23 protein-coding genes and 1 riboswitch are annotated in these 25,039 nt (G+C 34.3%); of the genes, 22 read left to right on the top strand and 1 reads right to left on the bottom strand.

Features of this window, described 5'->3' with window-relative positions:
• Positions 1-64: 64 nt before the first annotated feature.
• The 15 genes from LPC09_RS16345 (at position 65) to LPC09_RS16275 (ending at position 18,082) form a co-directional block, all read left to right on the top strand.
• Positions 65-1,573, top strand: coding sequence for a xylulokinase (locus tag LPC09_RS16345; protein WP_231307813.1), 1,509 nt, complete (start codon positions 65-67; stop codon positions 1,571-1,573).
• 415 nt (positions 1,574-1,988) lie between these two features.
• Positions 1,989-3,491: a sugar ABC transporter ATP-binding protein gene (locus tag LPC09_RS16340; RefSeq protein WP_231307812.1), complete on the top strand. Its 1,503-nt coding sequence runs from the start codon at positions 1,989-1,991 to the stop codon at positions 3,489-3,491.
• A 21-nt stretch (positions 3,492-3,512) separates the two neighbouring features.
• Positions 3,513-4,508 (top strand): ABC transporter permease, encoded by a 996-nt coding sequence (locus LPC09_RS16335; protein WP_231307811.1) that lies wholly within the window; start codon positions 3,513-3,515, stop codon positions 4,506-4,508.
• A 101-nt stretch (positions 4,509-4,609) separates the two neighbouring features.
• Positions 4,610-5,590, top strand: a complete 981-nt coding sequence (locus LPC09_RS16330; protein WP_442920044.1) for an ABC transporter substrate-binding protein — start codon at positions 4,610-4,612, stop codon at positions 5,588-5,590.
• A 310-nt stretch (positions 5,591-5,900) separates the two neighbouring features.
• Positions 5,901-6,884, top strand: a complete 984-nt coding sequence (locus tag LPC09_RS16325) for a Gfo/Idh/MocA family protein (protein ID WP_231307810.1) — start codon at positions 5,901-5,903, stop codon at positions 6,882-6,884.
• Positions 6,885-6,911: 27 nt separating this feature from the next.
• Positions 6,912-7,562, top strand: a complete 651-nt coding sequence (locus LPC09_RS16320) for a class II aldolase/adducin family protein (protein ID WP_098796177.1) — start codon at positions 6,912-6,914, stop codon at positions 7,560-7,562.
• Between the two features lie 27 nt (positions 7,563-7,589).
• The gene (locus LPC09_RS16315) at positions 7,590-9,056 is read left to right on the top strand and encodes a rhamnulokinase (protein WP_231307809.1); all 1,467 of its coding nucleotides are present in this window, start codon (positions 7,590-7,592) and stop codon (positions 9,054-9,056) included.
• Positions 9,057-9,084: 28 nt separating this feature from the next.
• Positions 9,085-10,875 (top strand): L-fucose isomerase, encoded by a 1,791-nt coding sequence (locus LPC09_RS16310; RefSeq protein ID WP_231307808.1) that lies wholly within the window; start codon positions 9,085-9,087, stop codon positions 10,873-10,875.
• A gap of 120 nt (positions 10,876-10,995) precedes the next feature.
• Complete coding sequence (locus LPC09_RS16305) at positions 10,996-11,784, top strand: DeoR/GlpR family DNA-binding transcription regulator (protein WP_231307807.1); 789 nt, start codon at positions 10,996-10,998, stop codon at positions 11,782-11,784.
• 25 nt (positions 11,785-11,809) lie between these two features.
• Entirely contained in the window at positions 11,810-13,486 is a 1,677-nt protein-coding gene (locus LPC09_RS16300) for a ribulokinase (RefSeq protein ID WP_231307806.1), read from the top strand.
• A gap of 241 nt (positions 13,487-13,727) precedes the next feature.
• On the top strand, positions 13,728-14,633 hold the full coding sequence (locus LPC09_RS16295) for an aldo/keto reductase (RefSeq protein ID WP_231307805.1): 906 nt from the start codon (positions 13,728-13,730) through the stop codon (positions 14,631-14,633).
• A 48-nt stretch (positions 14,634-14,681) separates the two neighbouring features.
• Positions 14,682-15,695 (top strand): zinc-binding alcohol dehydrogenase family protein, encoded by a 1,014-nt coding sequence (locus LPC09_RS16290; RefSeq protein WP_231307804.1) that lies wholly within the window; start codon positions 14,682-14,684, stop codon positions 15,693-15,695.
• Positions 15,696-15,747: 52 nt separating this feature from the next.
• Positions 15,748-16,176, top strand: a complete 429-nt coding sequence (gene fucU / locus LPC09_RS16285) for an L-fucose mutarotase (RefSeq protein ID WP_231307803.1) — start codon at positions 15,748-15,750, stop codon at positions 16,174-16,176.
• Positions 16,177-16,230: 54 nt separating this feature from the next.
• A complete protein-coding gene (locus tag LPC09_RS16280; RefSeq protein ID WP_231307802.1) occupies positions 16,231-17,088 on the top strand; it encodes an amidohydrolase family protein in 858 nt (285 codons plus the stop codon).
• A 76-nt stretch (positions 17,089-17,164) separates the two neighbouring features.
• Positions 17,165-17,300, top strand: a riboswitch (FMN riboswitch).
• A 194-nt stretch (positions 17,301-17,494) separates the two neighbouring features.
• Positions 17,495-18,082: an ECF transporter S component gene (locus LPC09_RS16275; RefSeq protein ID WP_231307801.1), complete on the top strand. Its 588-nt coding sequence runs from the start codon at positions 17,495-17,497 to the stop codon at positions 18,080-18,082.
• Positions 18,083-18,123: 41 nt separating this feature from the next.
• Here LPC09_RS16275 and LPC09_RS16270 read toward each other — a convergent pair whose 3' ends face one another.
• Positions 18,124-18,372, bottom strand: a complete 249-nt coding sequence (locus LPC09_RS16270; RefSeq protein ID WP_098796186.1) for a ferredoxin — start codon at positions 18,370-18,372, stop codon at positions 18,124-18,126.
• Between the two features lie 279 nt (positions 18,373-18,651).
• On the opposite strand from LPC09_RS16270, the gene LPC09_RS16265 reads away from it, so the two are divergent.
• The 7 genes from LPC09_RS16265 (at position 18,652) to LPC09_RS16235 (ending at position 24,973) form a co-directional block, all read left to right on the top strand.
• Positions 18,652-19,725, top strand: coding sequence for a YpbB family protein (locus LPC09_RS16265; protein ID WP_231307800.1), 1,074 nt, complete (start codon positions 18,652-18,654; stop codon positions 19,723-19,725).
• A 5-nt stretch (positions 19,726-19,730) separates the two neighbouring features.
• Entirely contained in the window at positions 19,731-21,200 is a 1,470-nt protein-coding gene (locus LPC09_RS16260; protein WP_231307799.1) for a RecQ family ATP-dependent DNA helicase, read from the top strand.
• Between the two features lie 3 nt (positions 21,201-21,203).
• Positions 21,204-21,797 carry a CPBP family intramembrane glutamic endopeptidase gene (locus LPC09_RS16255; RefSeq protein WP_231307798.1) on the top strand — a complete coding sequence of 198 codons (594 nt, stop codon included), beginning with the start codon at positions 21,204-21,206 and terminating at the stop codon, positions 21,795-21,797.
• The gene (locus LPC09_RS16250) at positions 21,794-22,450 is read left to right on the top strand and encodes a LysM peptidoglycan-binding domain-containing protein (protein ID WP_231307797.1); all 657 of its coding nucleotides are present in this window, start codon (positions 21,794-21,796) and stop codon (positions 22,448-22,450) included. The genes LPC09_RS16255 and LPC09_RS16250 overlap by 4 nt, the downstream gene beginning before the upstream one ends.
• Positions 22,451-22,523: 73 nt before the next feature.
• On the top strand, positions 22,524-22,991 hold the full coding sequence (locus LPC09_RS16245; RefSeq protein WP_231307796.1) for a YpbF family protein: 468 nt from the start codon (positions 22,524-22,526) through the stop codon (positions 22,989-22,991).
• 163 nt (positions 22,992-23,154) lie between these two features.
• Positions 23,155-23,868 carry a metallophosphoesterase gene (locus LPC09_RS16240; protein WP_231307795.1) on the top strand — a complete coding sequence of 238 codons (714 nt, stop codon included), beginning with the start codon at positions 23,155-23,157 and terminating at the stop codon, positions 23,866-23,868.
• A 172-nt stretch (positions 23,869-24,040) separates the two neighbouring features.
• A complete protein-coding gene (locus tag LPC09_RS16235; protein WP_231307794.1) occupies positions 24,041-24,973 on the top strand; it encodes a MerR family transcriptional regulator in 933 nt (310 codons plus the stop codon).
• Positions 24,974-25,039 lie beyond the last annotated feature (66 nt).

Genomic DNA, 25,039 nt, shown 5'->3' with positions numbered 1-25,039 from the left:
AAAACTTAATAGATTTGTTTGCCGATCTTAGATCTCTATTATCGTAATTAAGAAAGGTGATATCATGAAGTCTTATATTTTAGCTCATGACCTTGGAACTACAAATCATAAATGTACTGTTTTTCAAGACGACGGTACGATTATAGCAACGAGCACTCGCTTAACAGTTACGAAATATGGAGAGGGTGGAGTAGCGGAACAGGATCCAAATGGATGGTGGGATAATGTTATAGAAACGACAAAAGAAGTTTTACAAAATGTAGCACCAACAAACATTGCTGTCGTTTCTTTTAGTGCCCATATGAACGGATGTTTGCCTGTTAATAAGGATGGAGAGGTATTATATAATTCTATTATTCATGCTGACTCAAGGAGTAAATCTGTAGAACCAGATGTTTTTCAAATATTAAATGAAAACCATTTGTACAAGATAACTGGAAATCGAATTGATGCTCACTACCCTGTTCTGAAAATATACTGGTTGAAAAAGTATTTACCTGAGGTTTATAAGAAAACTGCTTATTTTTTACAAGCAAAAGATTATTTAGCATATCGAATGACAGGAACACTTGGTGTTACTGATTATTCGGATGCTTCGTTAACAGGAATGATGAACTTAACCAAAAAAGAATGGGAATACCCGCTTTTTTCAGAGTTAAAACTCTCCCAAAATAAAATGCCGGATATTCTGCCTTCTTCATCAGTAATTGGTCATATTAAAAAAGACGTACATGAAGAAACTGGTTTGCGTCAAGGAACCCCTGTTGTTATAGGAGGAGGAGATGGAGCATGTGCGACAATTGGTGCTGGGTGTTTTAGTGTAGGAGATAGCTATATCAATATTGGGACTACTGCTTGGGTTTCAAAAGTTACGAATGAGCCATTCATTGATTCTGACAAGAGAGTCTTTACTATCTGTGATTTAAATGAAAAACATTATAATGTACTTGGGACAATGAAAACAGCTGGCGCAGCATACGAATGGGCAATAAAACAATTCTCTACCTTAACGGATTGGGTGAATTTGGAATCAAAACCAGAATATGAGAGATTTGAAAAGTTACTGCTTAAAGTACCCCCAGGCGCAAATGGTGTAATCTATCATCCTTATTTACTAGGAGAACGTTCACCAATATGGAATGATATGATCCGGAGCAGCTTTTTTGGAATAGGCTTAAACCATAATAGGTTTGATTTATTGAAGGCAGTTTTGGAAGGCATTTCATTTTCCCTTACCGGAATCGCAGAAATATTAAATTATTCTGATCCAGTTACTAAGTATAATTTAATCGGTGGAATGTCAAACAATAAGGTCTTTAACCAGGTACTAAGTGATGTTTTACAAAGACCAGTTTATTTAAGTGAAAAAAGCTCTGAGGCAACTTCACTTGGTGCAGCTATTGCTGGAGGAGTGGGAGTTGGTTTATTTCGTAACTATGAAGAAGGGAAAAAATTAATAAGATTTAAGGAACATTATGAGCCATTAGAAAAACATGGTGATATTTATCAACAAAGACTAAAAATATTCAAAGAACTGTATGTAAAGTTAAAAGATATTGATTTGCGTATTTAGAATAGTAAAAAAGATTTTCTCATATTATCACATAATTTAATGTTAGAAAACATAAAAGATAGAAGAATACCAAAAACTATAATTTCAGTTTTCTTGGGTATTTTTCTTTTTTTTTGGTAAAAATAGAGGAAATCTAATAAATATATAGAAATATGTGAAAAGGTGGTTTTGGAAGCGTATTCATTATTTTGATTTTTTAAAAAATAAAGATTGATTTTAGGAACCTATTTGTTTATAATCAACATTAACGAAGTTAAATAAAGAAAAACAAAGAAAAAACCAACATAATTATTTGTTTAATATTTTATAATAATAGAAGGTTACTGACTAACCTCAGAATAAAATTTTTTTTGTTGGTTTTATCAAAAGAACACAGATAGGTACTACATATAACAAAATAAAGGATGGTGAAAATATGAGTAATGTTTTACTCGAGATGGAGGGAATTTCTAAAAGCTTTCCAGGTGTTAAGGCGCTATCTGATGTAAAGTTTGAATTACGCTCTGGTGAAGTGCATTCATTACTTGGTGAAAATGGGGCTGGAAAATCGACTTTAATGAAAGTGCTTACAGGTATTTATCAAAAAGACGAAGGTAGAATTATTTATCAAGGAAAAGAAGTGGAAATCACTGATACTAAAATGGCACAAAATTTAGGGATAAGTATCATACATCAAGAATTAAATTTAATGCCCGATCTAACAGTTGCTCAAAATATCTTTATAGGTCGTGAGCCAAGAAGTAAGTTTAAATTATTTTTGGATGAAAACGAGCTTAATAGAAAAACACAGGAACTTTTTGATCAACTTAATTTAAATTTAAATCCTCGTGCATTGATTTCTGATTTAACAGTTGCTAAGCAACAAATGGTTGAAATTGCAAAAGCTCTGTCTTTTAATGCGAAAGTACTAATAATGGATGAACCTACTGCTGCCTTAACTGATTCAGAAATTGAAACCTTATTTGAAATTATTAATCGATTACGTAGTAATGGTGTAGGAATTGTTTATATTTCACATCGTATGGATGAGTTAAAGCGTATAACAGATCGTATTACCGTCATGAGAGATGGCGCATACATAGATACGGTCATTACAAAAGAGGTTCCTATTGATAAGATTATCTCATTAATGGTTGGTCGTCAGATTTATGGTACTTCAAAACCAGTTATAGAGAAAGTTACTGATGAAGTAGTATTAGAGGTTAAGAATCTAAACCGTGGTAAAGTTCTAAAAGATATAAACTTTAACTTGAAGAAAGGAGAAATACTTGGTTTTGCTGGATTAATGGGAGCAGGTAGAACCGAAGTTGCACGTGCCGTTTTTGGGGCCGATCGAATCGATTCTGGTGAAATCTTTATTAATGGAGAAAAAGTTCAGATTAAAAGTCCAAATGATGCTGTTGAAAATGGTATAGGCTACTTATCAGAAGATAGAAAAAGATTTGGGCTAATGATTGATATGGATGTGAAAACAAATATAGCGATCTCATCTATTAAAGAGTTTTTAAATCCTATTGGTTGGGCTAATGATGATAAAATTAGTGAAGTTTCCAAAGAAATGGTAGAGAAGCTTGGGGTAAAAACTCCTAGCATTAATCAGCTCTTGAAGAATCTTTCAGGTGGTAATCAGCAAAAAGTGGTTATTGCAAAATGGTTAACCCGTGATTGTGATGTTTTGATTTTTGATGAACCAACTCGCGGAATCGATGTTGGAGCAAAAGGAGAAATTTATAAACTTCTAAATGAGTTAGCGAAACAAGGGAAATCTATAATTATGATCTCATCTGAATTACCGGAGATTCTTCGCATGAGCCATAGAGTCATTGTTATGTGTGAGGGGAGAATTACTGGTGAACTAAGTTATGAAAACGCTTCACAAGAAGCGATTATGAGCTATGCGACAAAACGCATAAGTTAAAAGGTTAATGGGGGGAGAAAAATGAAGGCGGAAACAACGACAAATGTACCTTTAAAGAGTAAAAAACTACCTATTAAATCTGGAATGTTACAACAATTATTAGCATTTGCTAGTTTAATACTTTTGGTCATTATTTTTTCTTTAGCATCACCTAACTTTTTACAATTTTCAAATATTGTGGGAATACTTCTTTCTACAGCAGTTATTGGTATCCTTGCGTTAGGTGCAACGTTCGTTATTATTACCGGAGGAATTGATTTGTCAGTTGGTACGGTTATGACATTGTGTTCTGTAATGACAGGGGTCTTTATAACTATGTGGGGTGTACCAACTCTAATTGGGGTAATTGGGGGAATTCTTACAGGTGCATTCTGTGGATTTCTCTGTGGTCTAGCTATTTCCAAAATGAAAATACCACCTTTTATTGCAACATTAGCTATGATGATGATTGCTAAAGGTCTAGCTCTAGTAATCTCTGGAACAAAGCCGATCTACTTCACAGATTCTCCAGGTTTCTCTGATATTTCTCTAGGAAATATAATTCCTGGATTCGGAATTCCGAATGGTGTTATTATCTTTTTTGCTGTAGCCATCATTGGATCTTTAATCTTGAGTAAAACAATCATTGGAAGATATAACTTTGCTCTAGGCAGTAATGAAGAAGCTACTAGATTATCAGGTGTTAATGTTGATCGATGGAAAATCATTATTTATACAATGGCTGGTGTATTTACGGGGATTGCCGGCGTACTAATGGCCTCTCGATTAAATTCTGCACAGCCTGCGTTAGGGATGGGGTATGAATTAGAAGCAATTGCAGCAGTTGTAATTGGTGGAACCTCACTTAGTGGTGGTAAAGGAACGATTGTAGGTACAGTAATTGGAGCGCTAATCATGAGTGTTCTAACGAATGGCCTACGAATTTTATCAGTTCCACAAGAATGGCAAACTGTTGTTGTAGGATTTGTTATTATATTAGCGGTTTATGCAGATATCTTAAGAAGAAAGAAAGCATAAAACTATAAATCTGGTTTAATCTCCATTAGGAGTTAAATAAAAATAAATGATAACAAAAGGGGAGAAGCAGTTTGAAAAAGTTAGCCATTTTTATGATGTTAATGTTGTTAGCACTAACAGCATTAGCGGGGTGTAATTCCTCATCATCAGGTACACAAGAGGGATCAAGTGGATCTGAAGGGACAAATGAATCTGCAGAAGGTGGAAGTGACAAACTTTATATTCCAGTTATCTCAAAGGGGTTCCAACATCAGTTCTGGCAAGCGGTAAAAACAGGAGCAGAACAAGCTGCTGAAGAATTTGGGGCGGAGATTACATTTGAGGGCCCTGAAACAGAAGCACAGGTAGATAAACAGATTGAAATGTTAAAAGCTGCACTTGATAATCAACCAAGTGCAATTGGATTTGCTGCACTTGATAGTCAGGCTTCCATTCCATTATTGCAACAAGCTCAAGAAAAGAATATTCCAATTGTTGCTTTTGACTCTGGTGTAGATAGTGAAATTCCAGTATCAACAGCCTCAACTGATAATAAAGCTGCTTCAGCTCTTGCTGCAGATAAAATGGCGGAGCTAATCGGTGAAGAAGGTAAAGTCGCATTAATTGTACATGATCAAACAAGTATTACAGGAATAGATCGTCGTGATGGCTTTGTAAATCAAATGGAAGAAAAATATCCGAATATTGAAATCGTTGATATTCAATACGGTGGTGGAGACCATTTAAAATCAACTGACCTTGCAAAAGCAATTTTACTTGCACATCCGGATGTAAAAGGTTTCTATGGGGCAAATGAAGGTTCAGCGATTGGTGTAGTTAATGCTGTAAAAGAGTTAGGCAAAGATGGAGAAGTTGTTGTAATTGGTTTCGACTCTGGAAAACAACAAATCGAAGCAATTAAAGATGGAACAATGGCGGGAGCTATCACGCAAAATCCAATCGGTATTGGTTATGAAACTGTAAAAGCCGCAATTCAAGCAGCTAAGGGAGAAGAAGTAGAAGAGTCAATCGACACGGGCTTCTACTGGTACGATAAAGAAAATATTGATGATGAAGAAATTCAGGCAGTGTTATACGAATAAGTATAATAGTGGGGGATGCTCTAAGGGGCAGCCCCCTTATTCAAACCAAATAATATAATAGTACATAACTCTTAATAATAAAGGAGCTTACAATCAAAAAAATGTTGTTTTTTATATTGAAAATGTTTGTTTTTGTGTTTATAATCAACATTAACAAATAAAACAAAAGATTTAGCAAATGTTTTCTGTTATGAAAAACAATTAAACTACATGTGCAAAGTGTTTAAATCTTAATGTTACTCAGCACAAATATTTAAAGACCTAAACTATTGTTTTACTATTCTTTAAATAAGATGATAGGGAGATAATTATGAGGATAAAATGGGGAATTCTAAGTACGGCTAATATTGCAATAGATGCAGTTATTCCAGCAATAAAACGGTCTAGTAACGGGGGAGTTCATGCTATTGCTAGCAGTAGCGGTAAAGCAAGAAGAACAGCAGAGTATCTGCAAATACCGAAATTTTTTGAAAACTATCAAGAGATGTTAGAAGATCCTGAAATTGATGCAGTTTATATTCCACTTCCAAATAATATGCACTACGAATGGACGATTAAAGCGGCTAAAGCAAAAAAGCATATTCTTTGTGAAAAACCAGCAGCATTAAGTGCTAGTCAAATGGAAGAAATGATTTCTACTTGTAAAAAAAATAATGTTTTGTTTATGGAAGCTTTTATGTATCGCTTTCATGAACAGCATAAAAAAGTTAAGGAATTAGTCGATGATAATGTAATAGGGGATATAAAAATTATTCGTTCAAGTTTCTCTTTTAATTTATTAAATAAAAGTGATGACATTCGGTTAAATCCATCCCTTGGAGGCGGCTCAATTTATGATGTTGGGTGTTATTGTATAAATTCCATTCGGTACATTTTGGAGAAAGAACCGACTCATGTAACAGCTCGAGGTGTGCTAAGTTCAAATGGTGTTGATACATCAGCCACAATGATTATGGAGTTTCCTAATAATGTCTTGGCTACTATCGACTGCAGCTTCGAAGGAACGTTAAGGAATGAATACGAAATAGTTGGTACAAAAGGTAGTATTAGCGTACCTCATGCTTTTAGACCTGATTTAAATGGACATATTGGAAGTGTAATAGTAAAAAATGAATATAAAAGTACTGAATATCTTGTGAGTACAGATCAGTATTTGGCTGAGGTTGAGCATTTTTCGGATTGCATTTTAAATCAAATTAGTCCTTCTTATACTGAAGAGAATACTTTAGCAAATATGAGAGTTATAGATGCTGTCTATCAATCTCTTCGGAAAAAAGAATTAATTACTTTATAGTTTTTATTTTGCAAAGGAGGATGGGAAATGTCAGGTGTTAAACAACAGTTAAAAATGTATGCAAATAAAATTGTGGAAACAGCCTTAGTTGTAGGTGCTGGTGGAAATCTAAGTATGAGAGATGGGGAGTATATGTATATTTCTCCTAGTGGATTTGATCTCCAAGAAATTGATGATACCCAATGGGTAAAAGTGGATATTAAAACAGGAGAGGTATTAGGAGATTTAAAGCCATCATCTGAGTTATTAATGCATTTAGAATGTTATCGGAAACGTTCTGATATAACTGCTGTGTTACACGCTCATCCGAGTTACTCAGTAGGTGTATCAAGCTCTGGTAATGATATTCCAATGCTTTTTCCGGATGCACCAGCAATGATACGAAATGTTTCTTATCTTGAATATCTCATTCCTACAACAGAGGTTTTAGCCAATGCAGTTGGAGAAGTTATTCCAGATACAGATGTTGTGGTAATGAGGAATCATGGAGTACTTACAGTCGGAAAAACGATGAAAGAGGCTTACTTCTTTATGCAAATTATCGAAGAATCAGCAAAGGTATTTACGATTGCCTCTACTGTTGGTTCACCACGTATTTTAACAGATATTGAAGTAGAAGATTTGCGTAATCTTTCATCAGAAAGATATCGTTCCAATCTATTAAAAGATGCCAAGTAACGATCGTTGTTTGAGGGGTGTGTATTTATGGGCAAAGTATGGGCTTTTGATTTAGGTGCATCCAATGGGCGATTAATGTTGGGAAGTTTTAATGGCGAAAAGATAAACTTGGAAGAAATTCATCGTTTTCCTAACTCCCCAGTACATATAAATACTCATTATTATTGGGATATTCTAAGAATCTTTCAAGAAATGAAAAATGGAATAACCAAAAGTGTCAAAATGGGACATAAGGATGTTATGAGTATGGGGGTTGATACATGGGGGGTTGATTTTGGGTTGTTATCTCCCACTGGAGAATTGATAGGAAATCCATATTCTTATCGTGACGAACATTTTCAAGACGGAATGGAAGAAATGCTTGAAGAAATTTCCAAAAGTGAACTGTTTTCGAGAACTGGTGTAGAGCCTGCTCCAATAAATACAATTTGTCAGCTTTATACAATACAAAAGAAAAAACCTGACCTTTTAAAAGGTGCAATAAGTCTCCTATTTACTCCAAATTTAATAAGTTACTTTTTTTCAGGAGTAAAGAAAAATGAATTTACCATTACATCTACGAGCCAGTTGTATAGTTATAAACAAAAAAAATGGGACACTGAAATGCTTGATAAATTAAATATCCCAGTAGATATTTTAGGAGATATTACACCATCAGGTACAATATTGGGACCTACACTTGAAGAAATTAATAAAGAACTTCAAATTGATCCTGTTCAGGTTATTAATATTGCAGGTCATGACACGGCTTGTGCACTTGCTGCTCTACCAATCAATAAGAAAAACACAGCTTTTATGAGCTGTGGAACATGGGTATTAGTAGGTATTCAAGTAGAACAACCAGTTGTATCTGAGGATGCTCTTGCCTGGGGCTTTACAAATGAGGGGACATTAGAAGGTCATTATCGACTACAAAAAAATAATATGGGTTTATGGCTAATACAACAATGTCATAAAGTTTGGGAAAGAGAAGGTCATGGGATTAGCTATGAAGAACAAAATTTATTAGTGAATGAGGCTAAGCCGTTACAACATTTTATTAATCCTGATGATCAAACCTTTTTTAACCCTAAAAATATGGTAACGGCTATACAAGATTATTGTATAAATTCGGGTCAAACACCACCTGAAACGAAAGGTGAAATACTTAGATGTATTTTAGAAAACTTAGCATTTAAGTATCAATGGGTTTTAGAAAAACTTGAAATTTTGACCAATACTTCTTTAGAAGAAATACATATGGGTGGGGGTGGAATACAGAACCACCTATTATGTCAATTTATTGCGAATGCAACTGATCGTACTGTACATGCTGGTCCAGTTGAAGCGAGTGCAATTGGAAACGCTTTATCGCAATGGATTGCTTTAGGAGAAATTAAGGATATTCAGGAAGCAAGAGAAATTGTCCAAAGATCATTCTCAACTAAAACGTATTACCCTCAAAATCAAATTAACTTAAGCGAGGCTTATAATCGATTTTTAAAATTAATCTAAATTGAAGTTATTGAAGGAGGAAAAATAAATGAGTAACAAAAACAATAGATACTATGGTCAATTACCTAAAATCGGTATTCGTCCGACAATTGATGGAAGACGTAATGGGGTAAGAGAATCACTTGAAGAGGTAACAATGAACTTAGCTAAATCAGTTGCTAAATTAATTACTGAAAATGTATCATATTATAATGGAGAACAAGTTGAATGTGTTATTGCAGATACTTGTATTGGAGGGGTTGCAGAAGCTGCTCAAGCTGCTGAAAAATTTGCTAGAGAAGGAGTAGGTGTTTCTATAACGGTAACACCGTGTTGGTGCTATGGCACAGAAACAATGGATACAGATCCTTCTATTCCTAAGGCAGTTTGGGGCTTTAACGGTACGAATCGCCCGGGAGCAGTATATTTAGCTGCTGTTCTAGCTGCTCACAATCAAAAAGGTATACCTGCTTTTGGAATATATGGTAAAGATGTCCAAGATGTTGGAGATACAGAAATTCCTGAAGATGTTCAAGAAAAGTTATTGCGTTTCACAAAAGCAGGTTTAACAGTAGCAATGATGAAAGGCAAATCTTATCTATCTATGGGTTCAGTTTCAATGGGGATTGCTGGTAGTATGATTGACGAAAGCTTTTTCCAAGACTATTTAGGAATGAGAAATGAATATATTGATATGACTGAATTTGTTAGAAGATTTGATAAAGAGATTTATGATAAAGAAGAATATGACTTGGCATTAAATTGGGTAAAAGAGAACTGTAAAATGGGAGAAGATAATAATAAAGATACCCACAAGAGAACTGATGAAGAAAAGGAAAAAGATTTAGAAACTAGTGTGAAAATGACGTTGATTGCCAGGGATCTAATGGTTGGTAATCCAAAGCTTGAGGAAATCGGTTACGGTGAAGAAGCAATGGGGCATAATGCAATTGCTGCAGGATTCCAAGGGCAACGTCAATGGACTGATCATTTTCCAAATGGAGATTTTATGGAAGCAATCTTAAATTCATCATTTGATTGGAATGGAGTTAGAGCTCCGTATATTGTAGCTACCGAAAACGATAGTTTAAACGGTGTAACTATGCTTTTAGGTTATTTACTAACAAATACTGCACAGGTATTTGCTGATGTTAGAACTTATTGGAGTCCTGATGCTGTAAAACGCGTTACAGGTCATGAAGTAGAGGGTAAATCAAAGAATGGGTTTATCCATTTAATTAACTCAGGTCCAGCAGCTCTTGATGGTACTGGAAAACAAAGAAAAGACGGTAAGCCTGTTCTGAAACCATTCTGGGAAATAACAGAGCAAGAAGTTAAAGACTGTCTTGACGCTACATTGTTGAGACCTGCCTCTACTGAATATTTCAGAGGCGGTGGATATTCAACGGATTTCTTAACAGAAGGAGAGATGCCAGTAACAATTGCAAGAATAAATTTAGTTAAGGGGCTTGGGCCGGTTCTTCAAATTGCAGAAGGCTATACTGTTGAGTTACCAGAAAGTGTTCATGATACGCTTGATTTACGTACAGATCCAACATGGCCGACAACCTGGTTTGTACCTAACCTAACTGGAGAAGGTGTATTTAAGGATGTATATTCGGTAATGAACAATTGGGGAGCAAACCACTGTTCTATGAGTTACGGTCATATAGGTGCAGATTTAATAACCATCGCTTCAATGTTAAGAATTCCAGTTAATATGCATAATGTTTCTGAGGAAAAGATTTTTAGACCAAGTGCATGGGGTATGTTTGGTACAACGGATGCAGAAGCTTCAGATTATCGTGCATGTACTAATTTTGGACCATTATATCGATAATATGATATCAATTGCCCCCTGAACAAAGATCTTTCAGGGGGAATTTTTATCAAGGTGTAAGTCTGGTAATATCAGGATATTAAATTGGACTTAAAAAATAAATAGGTGGAGGTGAGTACAATGAAAAAAGTCGTCTCACAGGAAGGTTTACTTGGAATGAATAGAAAAAAAGAAATTCTTAAACTGTTAACTAATTCTGGAGCAGTACGTGTTGCTCAATTAAGTAAGGTTTTTGGAGTAACTGAAGAAACAATTAGAAGAGATTTAGAAAAGTTAGAAGCTGAGGGTCAACTGAAAAGAGTTCACGGAGGTGCTGTTCCTTTAAGTGAAAGTTCAATTGAATTGCCGTTTTTAGAACGAACGGTCAAAAACATTGAGCAAAAAATAAAGATTGGTCAAATGGCTGCTAATTATGTTAATGATCGGGATATTATCGCATTGGACTCGAGTTCAACCTGTCTTGAGTTAGCAAAAAATATTGGTGATAAAAAGGTTTCTGTTCTCACAAATGGATTCTTTGTCGTTCAAGAGTTAGGTCAAAAGCAAGATGTCTCTGTGCTTTGTACAGGAGGTTACTATAATGCAGACCATCACGCGTTTTTTGGCCATTCAGCTGAAAATTCAATAGAAGGCCTTCATATCGGAAAATTATTTCTATCGTGTAAGGGATTTGATGTGAATTGGGGTATTAGTGAAAGTCATGAGCAGCAAGCAATGTTTAAAAGGAAGTTACTTTCAATTGCCGGTCAAGTGAATTTACTGGTCGATAGTAGTAAGTTAAATGTAAAAGCACTAATACAAACTGCACCTTTAGAAAAAATCCATAGAATCATTACGGACAATGGGATAGAAGACGCTCTTGTAAAATCAATTGAAAATCAGGGGATAGAAGTGGTTATTAGCAATTAACTATACCAAAGGTGAGGGATGTAAATTGGGACAGTCAAAATATACAATTGGGGTTGATTATGGAACAGAATCGGGAAGAGCTGTTCTTGTTGATATCAAGTCGGGAGTAGTAGTGGCGAAACACACTACTCCTTATCCACATGGGGTAATTGATGAGAAGCTTCCTAATTCGTTAGAAAAATTACCAAATGATTTTGCTTTGCAACACCCAGACGATTATCTGCTTGTATTAAAAGAATCAATCCCTAACATTCTTAATCAATCTGGAGTAAGAGCTGAAGATGTAATTGGAGTAGGTATTGACTTTACTGCATGTACAATCCTTCCAGTAGATCAAGATTTAGTTCCTCTTTGTACAAAAGAAGAGTGGAACTATAATCCACATTCTTGGGTAAAGCTTTGGAAACACCATGCTGCCCAAGATGAAGCAACAAAAATGAATCAACTTGCGGAACAAAGAGGTGAAGAGTGGTTAAAGCGTTATGGTGGGAAAATCTCTTCAGAATGGGCTATCCCAAAAGTTTGGCAGGTATTAGATGAAGCTCCAGACGTTTATGAAGCTACATATCTATTTTTGGAAGCTGCAGATTGGGTTACTGCACAAATGACAGGAAATGTGGTGCGAAATAGTTGTGCTGCCGGATATAAAGGAACTTGGCATAAACAAAAAGGATATGTATCACAAGAATTTTTAAATGCTTTGCACCCAGATCTTTCTGATCTCTATGAGACAAAGCTTCGAGGGGATGTAGTTTCCCTTGGTACAAAAGCAGGTGAATTAACAGAAGAGTTTGCTAATTTAGTAGGCTTAAAAAAGGGAACGGCTGTCGCAGTTGGTGCAATTGATGCACATGCTGGTGTACCAGGAGCAGGAGTTGCCACACCAGGCAGAATGGTAATGGTTATGGGAACTTCGACGTGTCATATGTTAATCAGTGAGAAAGAAGTACTTGTTGATGGTATAAGTGGTGTTGTAGAAGATGGGATTATTCCAGGGTTTTATGGATATGAAGCAGGGCAAGCTGCTGTTGGAGATATATTTGCATGGTTTGTCGAAAACAGTGTTCCAACTTCTGTCATGGAAGAAGCGAAAGAATGTGGAATTAGTATACATCAGTTACTAGAAAAGAAAGCGGATACATTTATACCGGGTCAAAGTGGCTTGTTAGCATTAGATTGGCATAATGGAAATAGAACACCATTAGTAGATACCGAACTTTCAGGATTAATAGTAGGTCAAACATTGTTAACGAAGCCGGAAGAAATTTATCGTGCTTTAATTGAAGCAACTGCATTTGGAACACGTTTAATTATTGATACGTTGAAGAGTCAAGGAGTAGACATTCATGAGTTAGTTGCATGTGGCGGTTTACCACATAGGAACCGTATGTTAATGCAAATTTATGCTGATGTAACAAATATGGAAATAAAAATTTCCGATACTACTTTAACACCTGCAATAGGCTCAGCGATGTTTGGTGCCGTAGTAGCAGGTACTGAACGAGGTGGTTATTCAACAATTACGGAGGCGGCATCAAGCATGGCGCGTTTAAAAGAGGAGTCATTTGTCCCTAATCCAAATCATGTAAAGATCTATGATGAAATGTACAAAGAATACCTGAATTTATATGATTATTTCGGTCGAGGGAAAAATAATATTATGAAAAAACTTAAACAATTAAAAGCACAAGTCTTAAATTAGTTTTGAACTATTGGAAACACAGTCTATTATTTGATTGTGTTTCTAATATAATTAAAATTCTCAATTACTATATTTCTCTTCAATTTACTAAGTCTACTATTAAAATCACCTCTAAGTTCTACTCATATTTGTAAAACATAAAAGATAATTTTTCAATCAACCTACCTAATACGCAACAAATTCACCAAAAAAATCTATGGAAAATTAATGAAAAACTAATACAGATTTAGGAGAGATGAAAATGGATTATCGGAAAATCGGTAACACTGACTTGAAGGTATCAAATTTAAGTTTTGGTGCATCTTCTTTAGGCTCTGTCTTTCGAGAGATAAATGAAGAGGAAGGAATTCGTACAGTTCATACGGCAATAGATATGGGAATTAATCTTATTGATGTATCGCCATATTATGGATTAACAAAAGCGGAAACTGTTCTTGGAAGGGCTATTCAGGGTATTCAGCGTGAGAAATTTTTCCTTTCTACAAAAGCAGGAAGGTTTGGAGATAGTGAATTTGATTTTTCAGGTGACCATATTACTGAAAGTTTGGAAGAAAGCTTAAAAAGGTTAAAAACAGATTATGTTGACGTTTTATTATTACACGATATTGAGTTTGGTTCTTTTAACCAAATAGTAGAAGAAGGAATTCCTACATTACAGAAACTAAAAAAAGAGGGGAAAATACGTTATTTTGGGGTCTCTGGTTTACCTTTGGATATCTTCAATAAAACTCTCGAACAGACAAATTTAGATGTTATTCTCTCATATTGTCACTACTCATTAAACGATACTTCTTTACTAGATATTACACCTTTACTTGAAGAAAGGAAAGTCGGGTTAATAAATGCTTCACCTCTTTCAATGGGGTTGTTAACAAATAAAGGTGTTCCATCTTGGCATCCTGCTAGTGAAGAAATCAAACAATTATGTAATAAAGCGGCAACATTTTGTAGAGAAAACGGAGAAGATATTGCCAAATTAGCAATACAATTTTCAGTTTCTAATAAAGTGATTCCAACAACACTAGTAAGTACTGCAAGTTCAGATAATATTGCTAAAAATATACGGTGGGCATCAGAACCAATCGATCAAAAACTTTTGGAAGAAGTATTAAAAATACTTGCTCCAATACATAACCAAACATGGTAGAGTTGGAGTTTTTATATTAATTTAATGAATAAAAGGGGAGAAGCTACTTTGAAAGGAATTGTGTGTGAACAACCAAATGAACTTAAGATGATTACCCTAGATAATCCAGAATTTAAAGACGGTGAAGCATTAGTAAAAATACGCAGAATTGGAATCTGTGGAACAGACTTACATGCGTATAAAGGGAATCAACCATATTTTACATATCCAAGAGTGTTAGGACATGAATTGTCTGGAATTATAGAAGAAATTGGAGTAAACCAAGAAGGTTTGGTCAAGGGAGATCAAGTTACAGTAATTCCGTATCTCGAATGTGGGAATTGTATAGCTTGTAAAAATTCAAAAACAAACTGTTGTACAAATATGAAAGTTTTTGGTGTTCATATAGACGGGGGCATGTGTGAAAGTGTTTCGATTCCTACTGATCATTTAGTTAAAGTAAATGATATTTCATTAGATTTAGCTGCACTTATTGAGCCACTAAGTATAGGTGCTCATGCAGTAAATCGGTCATCGATTGTAAAAGGTGAAAATGCTTTAGTAATTGGTGCTGGACCAATCGGTTTAGGAGTTATGAAATTTGCCAAACAGAAAGGTGCCAATGTAATAGCGATGGACATTAATGAAGAAAGACTAGGGTTTTGTAAAAGATGGGCAAAAGTAGATCATACGGTTAATGGACTCAATAATCCGCTTGAAAGGCTTTTCGAATTAACAGATGGTGAATACCCAACAGTCGTATACGATGCAACTGGGAATTTGTATTCAATGACAAAATCTTTTAACTATGTGGCCCATGGTGGAAGATTAGTATATGTTGGGTTGGTAAAGGGTGACATAACATTTTCTGACCCTGATTTTCATAAGAAAGAATTAACTCTTATGGGGAGTCGAAACGCAACTAGAGAAGATTTTGAATATGTATTAGATGTCTTAAAATCAGGCGAGATAAATGCAGATGAATTTATAAGCCATCGTTGCACATTTGATAAAATGGTAGATTTATTTGAAAGTTGGTTACTACCAGAATCTAGAGTAATTAAAGCATTGGTAGAATTATAGCTTTTTGTAAAATATTAAGATATAAAAATACAGATCATGGAGGTATTTAATCATGTTAAAAGGTATTCCAAGTATTTTATCACCAGAGCTATTAAAAGTGTTAATGGAGATGGGACATAGTGATGAAATAGTCATTGCCGACGGGAATTTCCCTTCGGCGAGCCATAGTAAAAAATTAATAAGATGTGATGGTCATGGTATTCCCGAGTTATTAACTGCGATTTTACAATTATATCCATTAGATAGCTATGTTGACAAACCAGTAGCTCTTATGGCTGTTACGCCAGGAGATTCGGTTAAGCCAACAATTTGGGAAGAATATAAAAAGATAATAAATGAAAAGAACGGTGAACCAGTAAATATAGAAATGATGGAACGATTTGCTTTTTATGAACGAGCAAAAACTGCTTACGCTATTGTAGCAACTGGAGAAAAGGCTTTGTATGCAAATATGATTTTGAAAAAGGGAGTATTAGGCTGATTAGAGTCAAGTAAAACAATCATAAGATAGAGTAAAAAAATATGGAGGTTTAAAATGCGTATCGATTCACACCAGCATTTCTGGGAATATAATGAGTTGGAATATAGTTGGATTTCAAATGAAATGTGCCAGTTAAGAAGGTCATTTTTTCCAAAAGATTTAGAACCAGCTATAAAGAAATTAAATTTTGATGGATGTATCGCTGTTCAAGCTAGGCAGTGTTTAGAGGAAAATGAGTTTCTTTTAGATCTTGCAGAAAAGAGCGATATAGTTAAGGGGGTAGTAGGGTGGGTGGATCTATGTTCCACTTCTCTACAACATCAATTAGAAATGTATGCAAAAAATCCATATTTTAAAGGAGTTCGCCATGTTTTACATGATGAACTTGATGACAAATTTATACTAAGAAAGCACTTTCAAAAAGGCATAGAATTACTTTCAATTTACGGCTTAACCTATGATTTATTAATTTTCCCCAAGCATATTCCTAATGCCATCCAATTAGTAGAAAAATTTCCTAATCAAAAATTTGTCCTGGATCATCTTGCAAAACCAGATATAAAAAATCAGGTCATAAAAGGTTGGGCTGAAGATGTTACAACTCTTGCTTCTTATGGCAATGTGTACTGTAAATTATCAGGTATGGTAACGGAGGCAGATTGGTTGAACTGGAAAGAGACAGACTTTTACCCTTATCTTGACCATATTTTTGAATCATTTGGTTCAAAAAGAGTAATGATTGGTTCTGATTGGCCTGTTTGTACCGTTAGCAGTGATTATCAGACAACAATGAATATTGTTATACGTTATCTTGAAAGATTTCCTTCTGAAATAAAAGAAAGAGTACTTGGGGGGAATTGTGCAACATTTTATAACTTAGAAATAAATGATAATGAGGGAAGGATATATTAAGAAAATTGTATAAATCATTCTTCTATACATATATTTCATTTCCTTATATAATAAATACGTATAAAAAAATAATATGATCAATCTTCGGGGCAGGGTGCAATTCCCGACCGGCGGTGATGAAATATGTATTTCTAAGTCCGCGAGCCGTAATAGTGGCAGGATCTGGTGCGACTCCAGAGCCGACAGTATAGTCTGGATGTGAGAAGATGGAGGTTCAAACGTTTAAAGAATTAGTTTTTAAACGTTTATTTAGACTTTTCAAAAAAACGCCCTGATTGATAATGATTTTAAAAGAATCATTATTGTCAGGGTTTTTTGATGAGTTTTTTTGGAAGAAACTTATCAAAAATCGAAGTCTAAGAGCTTCTTCTTTTTCGGGTGCGATCAGAAAAGGGAGAGAAGTAAAATGAATCAAAGTAAGGTAAGAAAGCATGTGACAGTCGGGATGTTAAGCAGTATAGCATATGTGCTTATGATGCTTGATTTTCCATTTCCAGGATTTCCGGTCTTTTTGCAAATCGATTTTAGTGATGCTCCTGCATTAATTGCAGCAATCGTTTTTGGACCAGCAGCTGGCTTAATGGTTGAAGCGATAAAAAACGTCTTACATTACCTAATTCAAGGGAGTGCTACAGGTGTACCTGTTGGTCAGGTAGCTAATTTTATAGCGGGGGCTTTATTTATATTACCCTCCTCGTACATGTTTAGACGTTATAAATCAATAAAGGGTCTTTTGATAGGACTAGTTATTGGGACGTTACTTATGACAATTGTTATGAGCGTCTTAAATTATTATGTAATTATGCCTGCTTATACACTGTTTTTAAATTCACCGGCTATGACTGCTGAGGCAACTAAACAACTTGTTGTTGCATCAATTATGCCGTTTAATTTAATAAAGGGGATACTTATGACCTTGATATTACTTCTTATTACTTCAAGGCTAAAATTATGGTTAACCAACCAATTGCAATTCAATACAAGATCAATATAAAGATAAAAAACCCCTCTTTACCTAAGAGGGGTTCTTCATTATTATTCAAATTTTAAAGCATCGCCATCAAATTTTTCATCAGCAATTTTGATTGAATCTGTTGGGCAACCTTCGAAAGCATCCATCATATCTTCTTCAAGGGCTTCAGGTACTTCAACAACCCCTTGGTTATCATCTAAGGTAACAAATGCGATACCTTCATCATCGTAATCATAAATGTCTGGTGCAGCCGCTCCACAAGCTCCACATGCAATGCATGTATCCTTGTCAACTATTGTATATTTTGCCATTAAACAAACCTCCTGATAAAAATCATACCATATTATATGGTAGAACTGATAAAATGAGTGATTCTTAAATCGAAAAACTTCATTTTCTCTGTTACGCCTATCTTGTATTGTAAAACGGTTTTTTTGACATTTCAATAAAAAACTCTTTTGATAATCGTTCTCATCGCTAAGTTTCTTACTTATCATGAGAATAAATTGATTAATTTCTAAACGAAAGTCCATAAATTTGTTAAAATAAAAAAGGAAATCGAATATTGTCAAACATTGTAGGGTGGTATAATGAAGCTAGATTATTTCCATACTGTCATGCTCTATTGCTTAGAGCAATTTAATGGAGAAAGAACTGTCTCCGCTATTTATCATTTACTTAATGGGAAAAAATCTTCACAAACAATTCAAGATGGCAAACTTTTTAATGTTACTTTCCTTTTTAGCTTATTTCCGAAGTTATCAAGAATACAAAGCGATGAAACATGGAATGCTCTTCTAAAACAGGGATTGATTGAGCAGCTTCCTGATAATAAGTGTAAATTAACAATTGAAGGAAAAGAATTTTTAAAAGAAAGTATCGGGAATAAACCAATTCCTGAGCAATTAAATGGTTGGAATTATGGAGATATTGGAAGAGTCTTTTGGAGGAGGCTTTCTCTTCTCGTTCAAGTATTATCAAATTATACTTATGAAAAAAAAGACTACTTACCTGTAACCAAAAATCAAGAAGACTTACAGTGGGTCAAAATATTCCTGAAACAGCAAGATCGTTCCAATAATGAGCTAACGAATTGCTTGTATAAAGAACTTAAGGATATATTAAATACACAATTAAGCAAGGATGCCACTATTTTTGTTCAAAGATTAACATCGAGTCAAAAAATTGGATTAACTTTTGAACAGATAGCATATAAGCATGATGAGGATTCCATTTACACATACTTATTATTTTGGAATGTTGTTCATTCCATCATTCAGTCTCTTCAAACTAACAAAGATAAATATTTGTTATTAAACGAAATAATACAAGATAAATGGCATATTGAAGGGTTTACCTCTTCAACGAAAATAACCAGGTCTTATTTGCTGCAAGGATTGGATCCTGCTGAAATTGCTACAGTTAGAAGACTTAAGCAAAGTACAATTGAAGACCATATTGTTGAGATTACATTACATGATCAACAGTATATCCCAACACCATTTTTGAATGAGGAAGATTACAACAAAATAATGGGAGCTATTACAAAGCTAAAAACACATCAGTTAAAAAAAGTGAGAGAATTTTTAAATAACGAATACAGTTACTTTCAAATTAGACTTACTTATGCGCTCATTGGGAGGGGAGAAACATCCAAAGTCTAGAACATGTGTTACAGTCCCACTTTCAATTACAACACTTTCGCGAAGGCCAGAGAGAAATTATCGATGCAGTTCTTCAAGGCAATGATGTAGTTGCTATGCTCCCGACAGGTGGCGGGAAGTCGTTGTGTTATCAACTTCCAGGTTATTTTCTAAAAGGGCCAATATTGATCGTCTCTCCTTTGCTTTCTTTAATGGAAGATCAGGTGGAGCAAATCAAGAAAAGAGGAGAAAAAAGAGTTGTTGCCCTTAATAGTACAATTTCACTCCTAAAAAGAAGGCAAGTTCTACAAGAATTAAGAAAATATCGCTATATTTATGTTTCTCCAGAAATTCTTCAATATGACTATGTATTAAATGCTTTAAGACATGCTGGAATATCTCTGTTTGTAGTTGATGAAGCACATTGTATTTCTCAATGGGGACATGATTTTAGACCAGATTATTCCAAGCTTGGTGAAATAAAAGAAGAACTTTTAAATCCTCCTTGTTTAGCGTTAACGGCTACAGCGACAAAAGAGGTTTTAGAGGATATCTATCATATTCTTCGATTTGATGCAGATTTTAAAACATTTATTTTTTCTATAAATCGACCTAACATTGGAATCTCAGTGGAAAGATGCTATTCATTAGAAGAAAAAATTGATCGTGTACACCATTTGGTCCGCACTTTAAAGGGGCCGGGAATTATTTATTGCTCTAGTAGATTATGGACAGAAAAGGTAGCACAGCTACTAATTGATTCAGGATTAACAGATGTTGCCTACTATCATGGGGGAATGGAGCAAGAGCAGAGGATTCTAATTCAACAGCAGTTTCTATATGATCAATTACAGATTGTTTGTTGTACGAATGCGTTCGGGATGGGGATTAATAAACAAAATATAAGATTTGTCCTTCATTTTCATTTTCCCTCACAATTAGAATCTTATATGCAGGAAATAGGTAGGGCAGGCCGCGATGGTAAAAACAGTGTTGCCATTACATTAGTTACAGATGCAGACTATGAAATACCGAAGTCACTCGTTGAGTCGGAATTTCCAAGTTATGATGCCTTAAATCAAACAATTCATTATATGTTCCAAAATGAAAAAGTAACTATTGAACAAATTCAGCAGCTTTTTGGTTTAACTGAAACTCAATCGCGTTATGTTGAGAATGCTTTTTATAAGCATCGAACACTTTCTGTTCCACCTGAAAACTTAATAGCTATAATTTGGCAGGAAATAGAGAAAAGGGTAGCTCTAAAGCATGGAAAACTAACAGATATGTCCAAGTGGCTGGCCGGAGAAACATGTAGAAGAAAAAATTTACTTTCATACTTCAATGAAACATATGATAATAAACAAACAAATTGCTGTGACGTATGTGGAATAGATTATGAGTTATATAAACGGGAGGCTATCCTTGAAATAAAAGAGAAAGATAGAAGTTGGGAAGAAGAATTAAGGCTGATCTTTTGCAAGGTGAGTGAATAAAATTTGTTTAAGAAACAAAATGAATTAATTAATCAATTAACAGACAAGCAAATCGTACAAAATTTATATTTCACACAATTTCTCCTTATTGGTGTTTCCGTTATTTTAGGTTTTTTTCTCTTTGATAATGTACAAGAATTTTTTGGGCTTTTCCATATTAGAAACTATGATTTTATTTTATTTGGAGTCGGAACAGCTTTATTGGTAATCATTGTAGATTTTAGTGTGTTTAAATTGGCACCTAAAGATTTAGTTGATGATGGTGGTATTAATGAGAAGATCTTTGAGAAAAGATCTATACCACATATCTTTTTTCTTACTGCAGTTATAGCGATATCAGAAGAAATATTATTTAGAGGAGTCATCCAAACGCATGTGGGTTTATGGGCCGCTAGTATTATTTTTGCGGTGCTACATTTTCGATACCTCTCGAAATGGCTATTATTTTTAATGGTTATTTCTATAAGTATTTTATTAGGATATGTTTATGAATTAACAGCTAACCTTTTTACAACCATATTGGCTCATTACTTAATTGATCTAGTCTTTGCTATTCAAATTAGATGGCAATTTGTAAGAGGGGGAAAGAATAGATGAACGACCAAAAAAGACAGTCAGATCAAGCAGAGGGCTTACGGACGAAAATGATTGATGAATATAAACAAGAGCATGGAGATTATCCGCCCCGGAGTGAAGTTCATAAAGGGCAGAAGTCGACAAAAGCTAAGGTGAAAATGAAATATCCTGTTATTAGACTTTTAGCTTTGTTTTTTATTCTACTACCTATTTTCATTCTATCTATGAACGTATATTTTAATGGGAAAAATGCTCAAATAACTCAAGGTGATCAAGTTGTTGGGGTAGATACAGTGTTTATTTCAAATGGGCAGGAGTCTACTAATGAATCAGAGGAAGTAAATAGTAGCGACTCAACTGTTGAAGAACAAGATTCTTCAGATCTAGAGAGTGAAGAAGTGGTATCAACTAATACTTCTAGCAGTGAGAATGAAGCAAAAGTTGGCCAAGAAGATCAAATAACTGAGGATACTTTACAAACGAACAGCGAAGAAACTGGTGTTGAAGAGTATAAGGAAATCAAAACACATAAAGTAACATCTGGTGAAACATTATTTACTATTGCAATTGAATATTACAACAGTAAAGCTGGGATGGAAATTATCCGTACCTATAATGGAATAACGGGGAATGAAATTTATGAAGGACAGGTATTAAAAATCCCTATTAAGTAGCATATTTGCTTTCATAACGTTGTGGACGACCTCATACAATGTATTAATCGAAATGTATTGTGGATGAGAGGGCGTGACCACGATTGAAATAAAAATTCAGCAGTTAAAGAATCATACTGACGAGCCAACAAAACAAATGCTTGACAGTTTAGTTGAGAAAAAAAGAAAATTTGAAAAGTATAAAGTCAAGTGTTTTCGAGCACAGTTTATCACTTTCATTTTGTTAATGGGTTTTATAGCGTACCTTTATGTGTTTATTATTAAACCAACTGGCGGCCAGGCTGATGCTTTCTTTCACTTATTATTTGACGGCGAAATGCATATCTTTTTGATCTTACTCATTGTCGGTGGTTATGCAACAGCGCAATATTTTAAGAAAAAGGAAGATAAAGCAGAAACCGAATATCAAAATTTAAGATGTGAAGTTATTAGGAAAAGTTCTGAACTATGGCCGCAACCAACTCAATGGCAAAGCAGACACGAAGTTTATAAAATGATGAAATCAGAATTTGATATAAACTTGTTTCATGAAAGCAAGTAAATGGCCCTTCTTTCTATTTTGGAAAGGAAGGGTTTTTTTGTTATACTATCACAAGTATAAGTTTTTCTTATAAGAAAAGAGTTTCTTTTATGTAGAGGTGATTGAACTGTTATTAATCATAGTCAGTTTATTTTTATTATGTTCTTTTGTGTTGTTACTTTTCATGTATATAGAGGCTCGAAAAAATCATTTAACAAAGCATCATATAGTATTTAATGATTTTCCTAAAAGTGTTGGATCACTTTCAATTTTTTTTATTTCAGATATTCATAAAAGAACAATTTCTTCACGTTTATTGGAAAAAATACCAGATAAAGTTGATCTTGTCATTATAGGCGGAGACTTGACAGAATCAGGAGTTCCGTTTTCTAGAGTTGAGGGAAATATTAAATTGCTAAGAAAATTGGGTCCTACTTTTTTTGTGTTTGGTAATAATGATTATGAAGTAGGAAAAAATGAGCTGGAAAATCTGCTTTTTAAAAATAATATTGTATTCCTTAACAATACTTCAACATCTTTCACCTCGGCAAATGGAGAGAAGATTGTCTTAGTAGGGGTAGAGGATACTAGTAAAAGAAGAGACAAATTACATCATGCCTTAGAACATACATCACCCTCTGATTTTAAAATTTTAGTAAGCCACAACCCTGACATTTACAAAAAAATCGGTCCAAAAGATGGTATTTCTATCATTTTAAGTGGGCATACTCATGGAGGACAAATAAGGTTTTTCGGACTAGGTTTACATGAAAAAGGAAAATTACACAACCTTGAAAACTCATATTTATTAGTAAGCAATGGGTATGGTACAACTTCTTTACCTTTACGATTAGGAGCACCGGCTGAGGCAAATTATATAGTTTTAACATCGAATTAGAATAATACAGATGTGAAAATCCATAAATTTTAGAGAATATGAGATTCGATTATCTTTACCTTTACTAAACCATGCTGTGATTAAGCATGGTTTATTCATTTGTTATACAAAGTTTACACAAATTGATCTATCTTATATAATTTCTATATAAGTACATATTGGGGGATTTACCATGTCGAATTATGAAGGCAAATATAATATAAAGGCAGTTTCAAAAATGCTTGGAATTCAAGCAGGAACATTACGAGCTTGGGAACGAAGATACAATATGATTGCACCTATAAGGAATGACTCAGGTCACCGATTATATACAGATGAGCATATAAAAATCTTAAAGTGGCTTATTGCAAAAGTTGATAAGGGCTTTACGATAAGTCAAGCGGTTAATTTATTAGAAACGAACCAAGCATCGATTAACGACGAACAAGTTGAGTTGAAAACAGATGGAGAACAGGTTGATTACTCAGAAGATTTAATGGATGAATTACTTTATGCTCTCCTAAGATTTGATGAAAGCAAAGCACATGATCTTCTAAATAAGGCATTCAGTATATATTCAGTTGATAAAGTAGTAATCGAGATATTAGGTACTTTGTTAGTGAAAATTGGAGACAAATGGGAAAATGGAAAGATAACTTCAGCACATGAACACTTTGCATCTTCATTCTTACGTTCCCGTATAGGGATGATTTTGCATACATTACCTGTAGATGGTTTGTTACCTAAAGTAATAGGGGTATGCGGACCGGAAGAATCACATGAATTAGGTCTTTTAATCTTTACATTATTTTTAAGAAGGAAGGGTTTTGAAGTTATCTACTTAGGAGCAAGTATCGCTGAAGGAGATATTGATATTGTTTTAAATGAAGTAAAGCCTGAATTTTTGTTCTTATCTTGCACTTTAGTCAGAAATGTAAAAAAAACTTTGGAGCTAGTAGATGAGCTTTCTTTAAAATATAATAACTTGCAAATTGGAATAGGAGGAAAAGCGTTCTCTAAAGTAACTCCGCAAATACTTGAACCTTACGAATGCTTTTTACTTGGAGAAAATAAACAACAATGGGAAGCTTGGTTAAAGGATAAATTGGGTATGAAAAATCAGTAGTTATTTCTTGTCTAAATCTGCTGAAGAGTGTAAACTGTTAAAAAATATTAGAACCATCTCGTATGT

It is taken from the genome of Metabacillus sp. B2-18 (genome assembly GCF_021117275.1).
In the GTDB taxonomy this organism is placed as follows: Bacteria; Bacillota; Bacilli; order Bacillales; family Bacillaceae; genus Metabacillus.
This window is presented reverse-complemented; position numbering and strand designations above follow the sequence as displayed.